Genomic DNA, 12,097 nt, shown 5'->3' on the forward strand with positions numbered 1-12,097 from the left:
TGCCTTTAATTAGCTTTATTTTTCTTCTATTTCTTTTGTAATCATATCTATAAACTCTTCCACTTTTATAGCTCCAGTATCTCCTTTTTCTCTTGAACGAACTGAAACTTTACCTTCATTTTCTTCCTTTTCACCTATAACAAGCATATAAGGAATTTGTTGTAACTGTGATTCTCTTATCTTATACCCTATCTTTTCTGATCTATCATCTAATTCTACTTTTATACCTTTTCTTCTAAGTTCCTTCATAATCTCACTACCATAATCATTAAATTTATCAGATATAGGAAGTATAGTTGCTTGAACTGGAGCTAACCATGTAGGGAATTTACCAGCAAAATGTTCTATTAGTATTCCAATAAATCTCTCAATACTCCCTAAAGCTGCAGTATGAATAATTATTGGTCTATGCTTATCTCCATCATCACCTATATATGTTAAATCAAACCTCTGAGGCATTTGAAAATCTAATTGTATAGTTCCACATTGCCAAGTTCTTCCTATGGCATCTTCTAAGTGAAAATCTATTTTAGGTCCATAAAAAGCTCCATCACCTTCATTTAAAATATAATCCACTTCAAGTTCTTCTAATGCATCTCTTAATGCAGTCTCAGCCATATTCCAATCTTCTTCAGTTCCCATTGATTTTTCAGGTCTAGTAGACAATTCAATATTATATTTAAAACCAAAAGTAGTATAAATCTTGTCAATTTTTCTTACCACACCTTTGATTTCATCCTTTATTTGTGATGGTAACATAAATATATGTGCATCATCTTGAGTAAAGGCACGAACTCTCATAAGCCCATGTAATGCTCCTGATAATTCATGTCTATGAACCTTCCCAACTTCTGCAACTCTCATTGGAAGATCTCTATAGGAATGCATCTCATTTTTATATACTAAAAATCCTCCTGGACAATTCATAGGTTTAATAGCAAAATCCTCTTCATCAATTTTTACTGCATACATATTTTCTCTGTAATGATGCCAATGACCTGAAGTTTCCCAAAGCTTTCTACTTAATATTATAGGTGTCTCTACTTCTACGTATCCTTCTTCCTTATGAAGAGTTCTCCAAAATTCTAATAATGTATTCTTAAGTTCTGTTCCTTTTGGTAAGAAAAATGGAAATCCAGGACCTTCTTCTAATATAGTAAATAGACCTAACTCTTTTCCTAATTTTCTATGGTCTCTTTTTTTAGCTTCTTCCATACGTTCAATATATGCATCTAAATCTTTTTTCTTTTCAAAAGAAGTTCCATATATTCTTTGAAGCATTTTATTTTTTTCATCGCCTCTCCAATATGCACCAGCTATATTTAGTAATTTAAAAGCTTTAACTTTTTTTGTACTTGGTAAATGTGGTCCTCTACATAAATCTACAAAGTCTCCTTGTTTATAAAAAGATATTTCTTCACCTTCTGCTAAATCTTCAACTAACTCTATTTTATAATCTTCACCTTGTTCCCTTAGAAATTCAATAGCTTCTTCTCTTGGTAAAACAAACTTTTCCATAGGTAAATCTTGTTTTACTATTTTTTTCATTTCTTTCTCTATTTTTTCTAAATCTTCAGGAGTGAATTTATGATCAGTATCAAAATCATAATAAAAACCATCTTTTATTGCAGGTCCAATTGCTAGCTTAGTGTCAGGGTATAATTTTTTAACTGCATTTGCTAATATATGAGCACTAGTATGTCTAAATACCTCCTCTCCACCCTCATCATTAAATTTTAATAATACTAAATCAGCATCTCTATTTATTTCTTCATTAAGACCAACTAATTTTCCATTCACCTTTGCGCCAGTTATAACTCTTGCAAGTCCCTCACTAATATCTTTTGCAACTTGCAAAGGAGTTACTTTTTCTTCATATTCTTTTATAGAATTATCTGGTAAACTAATTTTTATATTTGCCATATCTATTCCTCCTTATAACTTTATTTTAAAAAATAAAAAACCTCACTCCTAGAATACTCTAGGGGCGAGGTATATTCGCGGTTCCACCCTTGTTTTTACTTTAAAATCTTAACGTGATTAACGGAAATCTTTAGCCTAATGGTTCAGATTCAACTCCAGGTTAGTTTTCAATTGAACATATTTAGAAATACTTACAGCTATTGTATCTCCTCTCTTTAAACTGTTTTCAATTTACTCGACCCTTCAAAGTTATTATGAATATATTTATAATATTATACAACTTTATATGTTATTTGTCAATATATTTTCCACTTTAAAAAACAAAAAATACTAATATTCCTTGTATAGCTCCTATTAATAACCCTAATATTCCTCCTAATATTTCTATATGCTTTAATTCTTTTTTTGCAATTGATATAATTATTTCTTCAACCTTTTGTATTTCATAATTATTTATTTTATCTTCTACAATTTCTGATATTCTTACGTTTTCAATTGTTTTATCAACCATTTCATCAATTAATTCCTTTATTGTTTTATCTCCTTCTTTTGCAATAAAATCATTCACATAGCTTAATATCATCTTTTTCACTGTAGAAGGAATAATGGAAGGCATTTTTTTGTCTACTATTTCATTCACCTTTTGCATAATTTTAATCTTTATTTTATATATATCATCTTCTTCTATTACTCTATCAATTATTTCATGAATAGATAAAAGTTCCTCTTCAACTACTAAGCCAATACTTTTAGCTACTTCATCTTTTCTTTTTGGTATTAGACCTTGTATTTTAAAGTTAATTATAGGAATATTTATAGGATATAAAGGTCTAAAAAGCAATTTAATTGCTACTATGTTTGTAAGCCAACCTATAGTCCCTCCTATTATCATCATTGTTAATATTTCCAATATTGCCATTTAAATTCACCTCATCTTCATGTTAACCATGCTATTATATCATATTTATCTAATTAAAAAAACTTCTAAAGTATACTTTAGAAGTTTTTTAATGTTGTTTATGAATATCAATTTTTTCATCTATACTACACAAATTACAGCCTTCACATATTAATACATTATCATCAAATAAACTTTTTATTATTTGTATCACATCATCTTGTTTTCGATTACCTAAATGTACAATCACCTTCTTAGGAGCAATTGTTATAAGTGAGCTTATTAAAAGATCATCATATCCCATTTCATTATATTCCATTTCCTCAGCAATTTGCTTAAGATAATTATTATCAATAATTTTCATATCATTATCATATAATAAATATCCATCTTTCACAAAGAATATATTTACTATTTCAAATTTAGGAGTTTGAATTTCCATAAAATATTTTAACATATTTATAAAATCTTCAAATTCTTTTTCTAATATAAACTCTTGTATTATATCATCAACTGTACTTTTTATAAAATTCCTTAAAAACTTTAATCTAAAATTTATAAAACCTTCTATATTAATACAATTATTTTGACTTAAATAATCTAATAATAATTTATTAATTTTTGCTTTCTTGCTTAATCTAGGTTTTATTAAATTATAATCTTTATATTCTTTTTCTATATAATATAAGCTTTTATTACATATATTATCTATATCAACATCTTTAAAATAAATATCTTTATTTGCTAATTCCTTTTTAATCATATAAAATTGATAATTTTCTAAAATTAAATCTGATAATTCACTAGCTATATTATCATTTATAATTTTTTTTATATATTCTTCATTTTCTTTTTCATCTATAAAATAACTTAGCTTTGATAATTCACCTATTTTATTATAAATTTTCTTAATATCAGCAATACTATCTATAAATTTAAATTTATTATTTAAAATATTTAAAACATCACAAATATCACTATTATACTCAATTGTTAAACAGTACATCTTTTCACTCCTTTCTGCTGTAATAGTAGTATATGTTTAATGATTACTGTTATTCAATTATTAATATACATTATATTCAATTATAAGGAATTATTGCTGTAATAAATTTTCAAATAAAAATAACCCTTGATAGCATTATATGCAATAATGCTATCAAGGGTTTAAAATAGTTAAAATGGAGGCGGCACCCAGATTTGAACTGGGGATAAAGGATTTGCAGTCCTCTGCCTTACCACTTGGCCATGCCGCCATATATAATACTAATTGTCCAACAGAATTAATTATATCATATTTAAAAACTAAAATCAATATTAATTTTAGTTTCCTATATCAAATAAAATAAAATCTATAGTTGTAATTACTCCAAAAATAAATAACAATTCATCATTTAATAAAATAGTATCAACTTCATATGCTTCAGATAAAAGTATAGCTCTTTTACTTATATTAGCTATTTTTTTATCATTATCCCAAATTTCAAATTCCATAGAAGAAGGATCACCTTCTAATCTATATCTTTTTTTATCTTTATTAATTATAAAATTATGCCTAAATAATATTCTGTCATATAATATCTCACCTATTAGACTTTCTTTTTTATAAATATTAAATTTTTGATTGTTTGCAGTATCTTGAATATTAATAGTCAAAATTTCTTTTTCTTTTTCATCAAAAAAAGTAAAAATATTATCATTAAAATAATTAGCTTTTACTATATCATATAATAATTCTTGTTCTGAATTCTTAATAGTTATATGAGTAGATTTATTAGGAATATTTTTTTCTATTTTAAATTTCATACTATACCTCCATAATATATATAAAATATTATATCACATATAGGGAAATAATATAATTGAGGTGAAGTATTATGAAAAAACAAATTTCAAGTAAAAAAGAAAATTTTTGTTTTGAAAAACCTAATTCAAAACAAGCAATTTCAGATATACATCACGAAGAAGGAGAAGCTAAGGTTCCTATTCCTAGTTTAGATCAAGTAATTGAAGCCAAAGAATGGGTAGATAATGTAGAAAAATAAAAGACAAATCAATTATGATTTGTCTTTTAAAAATCTTCTATGTGATTAAATCTAGCATCTTCTAACCATCTTTCTGATTTTGTTACATGATCTAACATATTATCTATAGCTTGATAATGTTTCTTTTCTTCAATTATTAATCTTTCAAAAATTTTCTTATCACATTCATTTTTTGCATTATCAACTTGTTTTTGATAAAACTCTATTGTCTCTTTTTCTAATTCTAAAGCATGTCTATAAGCTTTTACTGTCTCAGAAATATTTATTTTAGCATAAAGAAACTCTTCATTACTTTCATTTTCATAGGAAGTGTCTTTGTCTAATCTTTTACTAAAAATTGTATCTACATCTTCCATATTAATTTCACTATTACAGTCAAAATAATTTTCTTTTATATTTTTTATTATTTCATAATGCTTTTTTTCATCTTCAGCCATCATTCTAAAGATATTCTTTATACCTTCGCTTTCTGTTTTCTTCATTTGTTCTTTATAATACTGTTCCCCTTCTTTTTCCATTTTCATAGCTATTTCATAAATATCCATTTAAAAACCTCCTTATATTCATTAATTTAAATATACCCTTAAATATTTAATATTAACAAATAGGATTTATGCTTTTAAATTCTATCTATTAAATCTTGAAGTTCTTTTTTCTCAAAATTATATTTTTCATTACAAAAATGGCAAACTAACTCCGCATTCTCATCTTCATTTATTATACTTTCAAGTTCTTCTTTACCTAAACTAATAAGTGCTTTCTCCATACGATCCTTATTACAATCACATATAAATTCAACTTCTTTTTTCTCTGTTATTTTCATTGAAAACTCACCAAAAACTTGTTCTAGAATATCTTCAGGTTTTGATCCTTCATCTATTAAAGATGAAATAAATGATAATATAGTAATGTTTTTTTCTAATTTAGATAAAACTTCTTCTTCTATATTTGGAAGAACTTGAACAATAACTCCACCTGATGCTTTTACACTTCTATCTTTATCTATTAATACTCCTAATGCAACTGCTGAGGGTTGTTGTTCTGAAGCTGTGAAATAATTTGCTATATCTTCAGCAATTTCTCCACTAACAATATTAGATTGTCCTACATATGGTTTTTTAAGTCCTAAATCTTTAATCACTATTAATTTACCATTTTCACCTACAGCTTTACCTACATTTAACTTACCATCTTTTCTATCTTCAACCTCTACTTGAGGATTAGAAATATAACCTTTTACTTGACCTTTACTATTTGCTACTGCAAGAATATTGTTAATAGGACCATCTCCTCTAAATTGGAGGGTTAATTTATCTTTATCACCTTTTAACATAAAACCCATCATTGTTGCCCCCGTTAAAGTTCTACCTAATGCAGCTGTTGCTACTGGAGATGTCTGATGAATACTTCTAGCCTTTTCTACCATATTAGTAGAACTAATAATAAATACTCTAAAAGAAGCATTTTCATCACTAGCTCTTATTATATAATCTTTCATAATAAATCCTCCTAATTTTAATCATTTGATACATATTATACCCATAAAATAATAGTTTTACATAAAAAAATTAAGACCCCACATTGGAGTCTTAATTGCTACGTTAACTATATATTAAATATTATTATATTTTCTTATAGTTTAGTGATATTAGTAGCTTGTGGGCCTTTTTCGCCTTCAACTATTTCGAATTCAACTTCTTGACCTTCTTCTAAAGTTTTGAATCCGTCACCTTGAATTGCTGAATAATGTGCAAATACATCTTCACCATTTTCTCTTGTTATAAATCCATAACCTTTAGTTGCATTGAACCATTTAACTGTTCCCTTTTCCATTAAAAACATTCCTCCTAAAATCTATTACCTGTAGATATGTACTATATACTATCTACTACTTCTATAGTCTATCATAGTATTTTTTTTATGTCAAACAAAATTTTAATTTTATTTCATTGCTACAAAATTAATTCTTGTACTATATTCTTTGGGTCCTTCAAATGATAAACCATCAAAAGTTGATATTTTTTTAAATCCAACTTTCTTTAATAATAACACAATTTCTTCTACATGAAAAGCCCTTTCTCTATGAAATTCATTAAATCTATGATAAACATCATTTTCTTTTATAAAAAATGTAAGATAGAAGTTACTTATATTATCTTTAAATTCATTCTCCCATGTATAAAAAACATCATCTTCATCATGTACAAATGTGTTATCACCTATAACTTCAGACAATTTATAATATGAATTAATATCAAATATAAATATTCCTTCATTGTCTAAATGATTATAAACATTTAAAAATGTTTTTTCTAAATCTTCAATATTTACTATATAATTTATACTATCACATATACTTATTATTGAGTCAAACTTTTTATTAAAATTAAAATCTAGCATATTCATATTTCTTATTGATACATTTTTATACTTTCTAAGCTTTGAATATGCTATGGATAACATTTCTTCAGACAAATCAAAGCATTCAATATTATATCTTTCTTTTGCTAAAATTTCTGTTAAGTTTCCTGTACCGCAAGCCATTTCTAATATATTTTTTGGTTTTTTATCAAATTTATTAAATATATCTTTTATGTAATTATACCAATCCATATAATTAATATCTTTTTTCATTAATTTATCATAAATCAATGAAAATTCATTATATGCCATTAAATCTCCTCCTTATTAAACTAATCTTTAGTTATGCTTCTTTTTTATTTAGTTTTTGTTTTTTATCTTTATTTTTCTTTTTTCTAACATTTATTAATCCGCCAATTTTACCAGTTTCCTTTGCAGTTAATCCCCCCCATCCAAGTTTCTTAACTTTATCTGTTAATCCTAATTCCTCAGCAATTTCATATTTCATCTTATCTTCAGGGGTCTCCTTTTTCTTTTTTTTAGCCATTTTATACCTCCTCATCATTATTATGAGAAAATATAAATGAAAATATACTCTTGATTTTAGTTTAAATAAATGATAAACTAATAGCTGTTGGAAAATTACTACTTTTCCCACTCCCCTTTAATAGCGTAAAGCTATTAAATATTATGGCCAACTCCCCCAAGTTGGCCTTTTTTATTTATATGCTAATATATTTAATATTATAAATCCTACAAATGTTATTATAATAGGTATATACTGAAAAAATCCTTTTTCCTCTAAATTGTTTTCTTCAAAATTTTCAATTTCAACTTTTTTATTTATGGATAATTTCTTATAAAGAAATAACGCAATTGCCCCTGAAAAAAATGAAATACCTAATAATAAAAATGATGATGCTAAAAGTGCTGTTGTTTCCGAAACATTAGGACTAACTCCACCAGCTGATTCAGTAACTGCATCTATATTACCTAAAAGATATGTTAAGCTCCATGCAACTGCATTATTAGTAGTATGAGCTATAATACCAGATACTAATGAATTCGTTTTATATACTATAAATCCAAAAACTACTCCTAAAAACATAGGTCCTAATAAATTCTGAATATTAAAATGAAAAACTCCAAAAAGTAAAGCAGATATAAATATAGCTTTTTTATACCCTTTTCCTTCATAAGATTTCATCATAAATCCTCTAAACATAACCTCTTCACATATTCCTGGAGTTACAGCTATTATAAACAATCCTAACAAATAAAAACTACTGGAAGTTGGTGTGGGTATAGGATTTGGTTTTAATTCACTAAATAAACTTATAAGTATTAACATTATAGAGTTAAAAAATGCTCCTAAAGGATATATTAATATAGTTATTAATATTATCAACAATCCATCTTTCACTTTTATTTTATTTAATCTTAAAACCTCTTTTATGTTATAATTTTTAATTTTCAAATATATAATTACAGGTAATAATATTAATATATACTCTGTTATAATAAGTCCTGAAAATAAATCATAAGACTGTGCCATACCACCAATAGTAAGTAATAAAACAGCAATAATTAAATAAAAAATATTAGTTTCTAATATTTTAGGTCTATTTATTTTTTCCATATTATCTCCTTAAAATAAGTATTATAAATAAGCATTAATATTAATGCTTATTTATCTTCAAAAACAAATATATCTTCTACATTTCTATAGTAATCTCCATAATTTAAACCATATCCTGCTATAAATAAATCTGGTATTCTAAAACCATAATAGTCAGGTTCAATTTCTACTTCTCTTCTTTCTGGTTTATCTAAAAGAACACATGACTTTACAGACTTTGGATTTCTTTCTATTAAATATTCTATAATGAATTTCATAGTATTGCCTGAATCGACAATATCATCTACTACTAATATATCATAAGCTTCTATATTTGCATGTAAATCATTAACTATTTTAACTTTACCTGAAGATTGCTCTTGATTTCCATAGCTAGATGTTGTCATAAATTCCACTCTTACTTTTAAATCTATTTTTCTAACTAAATCCGCTGTAAAAATAAAACTGCCTTTCAATAAAGAAACTACCAAGAGATTTTTGTCCTTATAATCATTTGTAATTATTTGTCCTAACTCTTTTACTTTGTCAGCTATCTCTTCTTTTGAAATAACTACTTTACATTTTTCATCCATGAAATCAACTCCTAGTATTCTTATATTAATCTAATTTTAAATTATTTAATGACTATTTTATTCCAATTCATTTATCATGTCAATACTGTTAATTAATCGTCATTAATTCCACTTAAATAATTTCTTATTCTTTTTAACTCAAACAATATTTTATTTAATGTATATTGAATTGAAGCTCCTATTATAAGTATTATTAATGCAAATATTAATTTAAATTCTATGTTAAAATCCATTTTTACACCTCCTTATATATATTATAACAAAAACAGCCATTAATGGCTGTTTTATTTAATATGCTTCTGATTTTAAATTTGATTTATATATTTCATCTTCATTTTCATCTTCATTGTTTTCTCTATTATTATCATTTTTTATATATTCTAGTTTTGAGATAGATACTTCAAAGGCCATTTTATTTACTACACTTCCATCTGAAAGTCTTTTTTGATATTCACGACTTTGTATTCTCCCCCATATTTTTATATGATCACCGATTTCTAAATTTTCACAAAATCTTGCATTTCTTCCCCATGCAATACAAGGAATATAATCTGATTTGTTATAAGCTCTATTAACAGCTATTAGAATATCAGTTATCTCTCTTCCAAAAGGAGTTGTTCTATAAATGGGTTTTTTACATATAAATCCATCTAAATAAATTTCATTTGGCCTTTTAATTTTTTCTTGATATTCTTCTTCACAAGGTATGTATAAATCTCTAGCAAAAATAGTTAATATTAATTTATTATGACCATTATTATACCTATTATAAGACCTTAATTGTCCTTCAACTATAATAGTTTTCCCTACCTCAATATCCAAGTCTATTAACAATCTTTCTGATACAGTTACAGGCAATATATCAGTATGTTCACTTAAACGAGGGATCTCAATATTATAAATATAAAAAGATTCCCCATACATTTCATGACTGAATACCTTGTCTTCAACCACCTTTCCCACAATAGTTACTGAGTTGCTATTTGCAACATTCTCCATAAATGCCCCACTTCCTTTCCTATTCTTATGTGATTTTGGATCCTAAAATAATATTATTCATTGAATATTATAATTATGAATAATTATTTTAATTTTATCCTTATCAGTAGTAATGAATATTAACCCCCTAAATTTAATATTAGACATAAGTTCTAAAATTCCTTTTTTTATATAAATAAAAATAGTAGAAATTTCTAAGAAATTTCTACTATTTGTTTAAATATCTCGTTTCCTTTATTCATTCCTTGTGAACCTAATAAAAGAATTATATCATCTTTATTTGCATAATTTATAGCTTTTTCAATTGAGCAATAAAGATTATCATAAAGTTTATATTCAACTCCATATTCACTAAATGTATTTTTATATTGATTTACTTCATCCTCATTAACCATATCATTAATATCTACAATATCATCACTTAAAGTAATAATTATTTTAGGTTTATTTAACACTTCATACCAGGAAGCTAAAATATAAGCATTTTCTTTATTTATTTTTACTCCCCTATTACCTCTGATAGCATTTACTATTATTATTTTATTGTATTTTAAACTTCTTACTCTATCTAATACTGCTTGATAACTTGCTGGATTATGACAAAAGTCATCTATTACAATAAAGTTATTGTCATATATTTTTTCGAATCTTCTTGAAATATTTTTTATATTTGAAAGTGCTTTTTTTATAATGTTAATATCAATATCATAATATAAAGCACAAGATATGGCTGCTAAGCTATTATAAACATTATAAATCCCAGATACATTCATAAATATATTAAACTCTTGTGGTTCATATTCATTTCCTTTATTTGAAATTATACTTCTTTGAATACACACAGTAAAACTTAAATTTTCATCCATTTGTATGCTAGATGCAGTTATACTTGACTTTGAATTAAGTCCATAAGCTATAGTTAAAACGTGATTGTTTCCTTCCAAAATTCTCTTTGAATTATTATCATCTATATTAATTATTGCTAATTTATTTTTATCTAATGAATTAAATAATATTTTCTTGCTATTTAAATAATCTTCAAATGAATCATGAAAATCCATATGATCTATATCTATGTTTGTTAAAATAGCAACATCAAAATTGATTCCATATGTTCTATACAGCTTCAATGCATGTGATGAAACTTCCATTATAACAAATTCTATATTTTGCTTTTTAAGTCTAAATAATATTTCATATAATTTTTCAGAATCAGGCGTGGTCATATTAATATCAATATATTCATCATTTATTTTTAAGCCTAATGAACCTATAAGTGCAGTTTTTTTATTAGCCTCTTTAAAAATATCATCTATTAAATGAGTAGTTGTTGTTTTTCCATTTGTTCCAGTTACCCCTATGATAGTCATATTCTCTGTAGGATAATCATAAAACTCATTTAAAAGTTCTGCCAACTTAATTCGTGAATTTTCAACTTTTATTATAGGAATTTCTTTATTTTTAATATCTTTTTCCGTATATATTATAACTGCACCGTTATTTATAGCTTCATCTATGTAATCATTCCCATCAAATCTTTGACCACATATAGCTACAAATATAAAACCTTTTTTTACTTTTTTTGAGTTACCTGTTATTCCTAGTATTTTTTTATTCATTATATGCATTTTAAATCTCCTCTATAAAGTAAATTGCAATT

15 protein-coding genes, 1 tRNA gene and 1 other annotated feature are annotated in these 12,097 nt (G+C 25.3%); of the genes, 1 reads left to right on the top strand and 15 read right to left on the bottom strand.

All coding sequences use genetic code 11. The features are described from left to right. Positions 1 to 15: 15 nt before the first annotated feature. The 5 genes from thrS to E0D94_RS10025 form a co-directional block, all read right to left on the bottom strand. A complete protein-coding gene (gene thrS / locus E0D94_RS10005) occupies positions 16 to 1,923 on the bottom strand; it encodes a threonine--tRNA ligase (RefSeq protein ID WP_130807426.1) in 1,908 nt (635 codons plus the stop codon). Positions 1,924 to 1,980: 57 nt separating this feature from the next. Then, positions 1,981 to 2,179, bottom strand: a binding site (T-box leader). Positions 2,180 to 2,236: 57 nt separating this feature from the next. Further along, positions 2,237 to 2,842 carry a DUF445 domain-containing protein gene (locus E0D94_RS10010; protein WP_130807427.1) on the bottom strand — a complete coding sequence of 202 codons (606 nt, stop codon included), beginning with the start codon at positions 2,840 to 2,842 and terminating at the stop codon, positions 2,237 to 2,239. Between the two features lie 88 nt (positions 2,843 to 2,930). Beyond that, positions 2,931 to 3,827 (bottom strand): putative sporulation protein YtxC, encoded by an 897-nt coding sequence (gene ytxC / locus E0D94_RS10015; protein WP_130807428.1) that lies wholly within the window; start codon positions 3,825 to 3,827, stop codon positions 2,931 to 2,933. A gap of 176 nt (positions 3,828 to 4,003) precedes the next feature. Beyond that, positions 4,004 to 4,077: transfer RNA gene (locus E0D94_RS10020), tRNA-Cys, on the bottom strand. 67 nt (positions 4,078 to 4,144) lie between these two features. Beyond that, positions 4,145 to 4,627, bottom strand: coding sequence for an LURP-one-related family protein (locus tag E0D94_RS10025; RefSeq protein ID WP_130807429.1), 483 nt, complete (start codon positions 4,625 to 4,627; stop codon positions 4,145 to 4,147). 71 nt (positions 4,628 to 4,698) lie between these two features. Here E0D94_RS10025 and E0D94_RS10030 point away from each other — a divergent pair, with 71 nt between their 5' ends. Then, entirely contained in the window at positions 4,699 to 4,866 is a 168-nt protein-coding gene (locus tag E0D94_RS10030; protein WP_130807430.1) for a CDIF630_02480 family spore surface protein, read from the top strand. Between the two features lie 26 nt (positions 4,867 to 4,892). On the opposite strand, the gene E0D94_RS10035 is transcribed toward E0D94_RS10030, so the two are convergent. From E0D94_RS10035 to E0D94_RS10075, 10 genes are all read right to left on the bottom strand, one after another. Then, the gene (locus E0D94_RS10035; RefSeq protein WP_130807431.1) at positions 4,893 to 5,411 is read right to left on the bottom strand and encodes a ferritin family protein; all 519 of its coding nucleotides are present in this window, start codon (positions 5,409 to 5,411) and stop codon (positions 4,893 to 4,895) included. A gap of 74 nt (positions 5,412 to 5,485) precedes the next feature. Continuing rightward, a complete protein-coding gene (gene hslO, locus E0D94_RS10040) occupies positions 5,486 to 6,364 on the bottom strand; it encodes an Hsp33 family molecular chaperone HslO (protein WP_130807432.1) in 879 nt (292 codons plus the stop codon). Positions 6,365 to 6,498: 134 nt separating this feature from the next. Then, positions 6,499 to 6,699, bottom strand: coding sequence for a cold-shock protein (locus E0D94_RS10045; protein ID WP_130807433.1), 201 nt, complete (start codon positions 6,697 to 6,699; stop codon positions 6,499 to 6,501). Between the two features lie 108 nt (positions 6,700 to 6,807). After that, entirely contained in the window at positions 6,808 to 7,539 is a 732-nt protein-coding gene (locus E0D94_RS10050) for a class I SAM-dependent DNA methyltransferase (RefSeq protein WP_130807434.1), read from the bottom strand. A gap of 31 nt (positions 7,540 to 7,570) precedes the next feature. Continuing rightward, positions 7,571 to 7,792, bottom strand: a complete 222-nt coding sequence (locus E0D94_RS10055; protein WP_242620558.1) for an alpha/beta-type small acid-soluble spore protein — start codon at positions 7,790 to 7,792, stop codon at positions 7,571 to 7,573. A gap of 153 nt (positions 7,793 to 7,945) precedes the next feature. Beyond that, positions 7,946 to 8,866, bottom strand: coding sequence for a type II CAAX endopeptidase family protein (locus tag E0D94_RS10060; protein ID WP_130807436.1), 921 nt, complete (start codon positions 8,864 to 8,866; stop codon positions 7,946 to 7,948). A 47-nt stretch (positions 8,867 to 8,913) separates the two neighbouring features. After that, a complete protein-coding gene (gene hpt, locus E0D94_RS10065) occupies positions 8,914 to 9,438 on the bottom strand; it encodes a hypoxanthine phosphoribosyltransferase (RefSeq protein WP_130807437.1) in 525 nt (174 codons plus the stop codon). A 92-nt stretch (positions 9,439 to 9,530) separates the two neighbouring features. After that, on the bottom strand, positions 9,531 to 9,671 hold the full coding sequence (locus E0D94_RS14860) for a hypothetical protein (protein ID WP_165442933.1): 141 nt from the start codon (positions 9,669 to 9,671) through the stop codon (positions 9,531 to 9,533). A gap of 55 nt (positions 9,672 to 9,726) precedes the next feature. Continuing rightward, positions 9,727 to 10,437: a single-stranded DNA-binding protein gene (locus E0D94_RS10070; RefSeq protein ID WP_130807438.1), complete on the bottom strand. Its 711-nt coding sequence runs from the start codon at positions 10,435 to 10,437 to the stop codon at positions 9,727 to 9,729. 194 nt (positions 10,438 to 10,631) lie between these two features. Next, a complete protein-coding gene (locus tag E0D94_RS10075; RefSeq protein WP_130807439.1) occupies positions 10,632 to 12,065 on the bottom strand; it encodes a Mur ligase family protein in 1,434 nt (477 codons plus the stop codon). Positions 12,066 to 12,097: the final 32 nt, after the last annotated feature.

The sequence above is a fragment of the Senegalia massiliensis genome (assembly GCF_900626135.1).
In the GTDB taxonomy this organism is placed as follows: Bacteria; Bacillota; Clostridia; order Tissierellales; family SIT17; genus Anaeromonas; species Anaeromonas massiliensis.

Excerpts from the sequence above, each read along its gene's own strand:
- thrS (WP_130807426.1), bottom strand. The coding sequence starts at position 1,923 with ATGGCAAATATAAAAATTAGTTTACCAGATAATTCTATAAAAGAATAT.
- E0D94_RS10010 (WP_130807427.1), bottom strand. The coding sequence starts at position 2,842 with ATGGCAATATTGGAAATATTAACAATGATGATAATAGGAGGGACTATA.
- ytxC (WP_130807428.1), bottom strand. The coding sequence starts at position 3,827 with ATGTACTGTTTAACAATTGAGTATAATAGTGATATTTGTGATGTTTTA.
- E0D94_RS10025 (WP_130807429.1), bottom strand. The coding sequence starts at position 4,627 with ATGAAATTTAAAATAGAAAAAAATATTCCTAATAAATCTACTCATATA.
- E0D94_RS10030 (WP_130807430.1), top strand. The coding sequence starts at position 4,699 with ATGAAAAAACAAATTTCAAGTAAAAAAGAAAATTTTTGTTTTGAAAAA.
- E0D94_RS10035 (WP_130807431.1), bottom strand. The coding sequence starts at position 5,411 with ATGGATATTTATGAAATAGCTATGAAAATGGAAAAAGAAGGGGAACAG.
- hslO (WP_130807432.1), bottom strand. The coding sequence starts at position 6,364 with ATGAAAGATTATATAATAAGAGCTAGTGATGAAAATGCTTCTTTTAGA.
- E0D94_RS10045 (WP_130807433.1), bottom strand. The coding sequence starts at position 6,699 with ATGGAAAAGGGAACAGTTAAATGGTTCAATGCAACTAAAGGTTATGGA.
- E0D94_RS10050 (WP_130807434.1), bottom strand. The coding sequence starts at position 7,539 with ATGGCATATAATGAATTTTCATTGATTTATGATAAATTAATGAAAAAA.
- E0D94_RS10055 (WP_242620558.1), bottom strand. The coding sequence starts at position 7,792 with ATGATGAGGAGGTATAAAATGGCTAAAAAAAAGAAAAAGGAGACCCCT.
- E0D94_RS10060 (WP_130807436.1), bottom strand. The coding sequence starts at position 8,866 with ATGGAAAAAATAAATAGACCTAAAATATTAGAAACTAATATTTTTTAT.
- hpt (WP_130807437.1), bottom strand. The coding sequence starts at position 9,438 with ATGGATGAAAAATGTAAAGTAGTTATTTCAAAAGAAGAGATAGCTGAC.
- E0D94_RS14860 (WP_165442933.1), bottom strand. The coding sequence starts at position 9,671 with ATGGATTTTAACATAGAATTTAAATTAATATTTGCATTAATAATACTT.
- E0D94_RS10070 (WP_130807438.1), bottom strand. The coding sequence starts at position 10,437 with ATGGAGAATGTTGCAAATAGCAACTCAGTAACTATTGTGGGAAAGGTG.
- E0D94_RS10075 (WP_130807439.1), bottom strand. The coding sequence starts at position 12,065 with ATGCATATAATGAATAAAAAAATACTAGGAATAACAGGTAACTCAAAA.